General features: G+C 44.7%; 3 protein-coding genes. 1 reads left to right on the forward strand and 2 read right to left on the reverse strand.

The features are described from left to right. A partial coding sequence (locus ACIR310F_RS27265; RefSeq protein WP_035367679.1) for an endonuclease domain-containing protein occupies positions 1 to 303 on the reverse strand: 303 nt, incomplete at its 3' end. Between the two features lie 268 nt (positions 304 to 571). Between ACIR310F_RS27265 and ACIR310F_RS23535 the strand changes: the two genes are divergently transcribed. After that, a complete protein-coding gene (locus tag ACIR310F_RS23535) occupies positions 572 to 1,249 on the forward strand; it encodes a hypothetical protein (protein ID WP_028082995.1) in 678 nt (225 codons plus the stop codon). Between the two features lie 168 nt (positions 1,250 to 1,417). Here ACIR310F_RS23535 and ACIR310F_RS26670 read toward each other — a convergent pair. Further along, on the reverse strand, positions 1,418 to 2,210 hold a 793-nt coding region (locus tag ACIR310F_RS26670; RefSeq protein ID WP_231387406.1), incomplete at its 5' end, for a flavin reductase family protein.

Below are 2,210 nucleotides of genomic sequence, written 5' to 3' on the forward strand. Positions count from 1 at the left end.
CCCCTCTATCCTCAACAAAACATCCTCATTCTTAAATCTCATCACCCGCAAACCCAAACACTCTAAAAACTCTTCTCGAATAGCATCTTCTACTTGAGTATAATTGTGAATTTCTCCATCTACTTCAATTACTAATTTGACTTCGTGACAATAAAAGTCAACTATAAATCTATCAATCACCTGCTGACGACGAAACTTCAAACCTAGCAGTTGCTTATTTTTTAATCTTTGCCAAAGTTGCTTTTCTGCTAATGTGGGTTCTGTCCGCATTTGTCTGGTTAAGGGTTTCAGTTTTGACCAGATTTCCGGTGGGCTTTGCCAAGAAACCCCACCCCCTAACCCCCTCCCCGCAAGCGAGGAGGGGGGACAAGAATTAAGCGGGGAAAGCGGGGAGGGAGGACAAGAATTAAGCGACGAGGGGGAACAAGAATTAGGATTGGGTATGTGATAATTTTTCATATTTTGCTGTTGCTATTTGAGTGATTTTCAGCTATTCTACTGCTAAGTACCGATTTGGTACATATCAGGAAATTAAGAAAATAAGAAACAAAGGACATCATGATCAGCACTAATGTTCAAAAAATGGGGGGGGGTAGTTGCTTCCCTGGTAAGCATTCTAGCTCTTTCTAGTGTTGCAGAGGCGATTACTTTCACCAGTCCAATTGGTCCTTACAATATTCCAGATGGTAATGCAACTGGGGTAACAGCATCAATCAATATCTCTGGTCAACCCAATATCAGTAGCTTTAATTCCGTGACCATTTCTGGGTTTACCCATACCTGGTATGCCGATTTGAGAGCCTTTCTTTCCAATGGCACAACCACAGTGCAACTATTTCGTACAGCGTACTCTCCTGATGGTACAGTCTTTACTAATTATGGTGCTGATCTAACTGGTGGCAACTACACTTTTGCCAATACTGGGGCTAATTGGTACACTCAAGCTGATCCAGTGCCATCTGTCACTACCTATGCCAGTTTTCAGCCATTAAGTGCTTTCAATGGCAGTTCACTCAATGGAACTTGGACATTAAATGTCCAAGACAGATCTCTACCGGATCCAGGCCTATTTAGCAGTTTTTCCATTGATGCTACTCCTGTTCCCTTTGAGTCTAATGCCGCACCAGCAGGTATGGCGATTGTCTTTGGTGCTTTGATGTTGCGGAGAAAGTTGCAGCAGCACTCGGCTCGGAAGATGTTAGCAGAGTCGGTTGATTCTGGATTGATTCATGAGCCAACAGTTGAATAAAATCAAAGATTTCTGAACATAACTCCACTTCTCTCCTCTCCCCTTCTCTCCTGTCCCCCTCCTCGCTTGCGGGGAGGGGCTAGGGGTGGGGTTTTAACCACTGGATAATCTCCTCCCCTTCTCTCCTGTCCCCCTCCTCGCTTGCGGGGAGGGGCTAGGGGTGGGGTTTTAATAGTGATTCCCGACTTTCCGGTGGTGTACTGCTGTCATGGCATCGGGATTTGATACTCTACCAGCGTAAGCTGTGCTGTATACTGCCCAATGATCACCACAATCCATGCGGCTGACTACTTCACATTCTACGTAAGCTAGGGCATCTGTAAGTATAGGTGCGCCATTTTCCGCAGGTTGGGTTTTCACTCCTTGAAAACGATCAGCACCGGGAGCAAATCTTTTTAAGAAATGTTTCATTAAGGGTTGATAGTTGCCTTCTTCGAGTATATTGAGAACGAAGCGATCGCCTACTTGCATCAGTGATTCTATCGCCCGATCTTTAGCGACTGCAATGGAAAAACCCAAGGGTTTGAAACTGGCTTGACTGACCCAGGAAGCTAACATGGCGCTGGATACGTCGTCTTTTTTGGCTGTGATGATATATAAACCGCCGCTAATTCGGCCTAAAGCTTTGTCTAAGTCAGCACCAAGGGATTTCATGGTTTTGATGCTTTTATCTCTTGTCACCCATTGTCCTAAGTCTGTACCCGCTTCTTCACACTTTTTATAGGTGTTGGCTGTGGGTGTTTCCCGAATTTCAATTACGGGGAAAGCGATATTTAAGCCTAAAGCCCGGAATTTATTTAATATGGGATAGGTAGGTTCATCATCTCCTCCACCGGTTTCAAAAATACCAATGGCTTGTTTTTCTTTGGCTGAACCTAAAACGGTGCTGAGTGCAGCTTGAATGGTAGAATTACTGGAGGCTGGAGGCATTCCTACCACTAAACCTGTACAACGTCCTACT

It is taken from the genome of Dolichospermum circinale AWQC310F (assembly GCF_000426925.1).
GTDB classification, from domain to species: Bacteria; Cyanobacteriota; Cyanobacteriia; order Cyanobacteriales; family Nostocaceae; genus Dolichospermum; species Dolichospermum circinale.

Coding starts and splice junctions, on each gene's coding strand:
- ACIR310F_RS23535 (WP_028082995.1), top strand. CDS start 572: ATGTTCAAAAAATGGGGGGGGGTAGTTGCTTCCCTGGTAAGCATTCTA.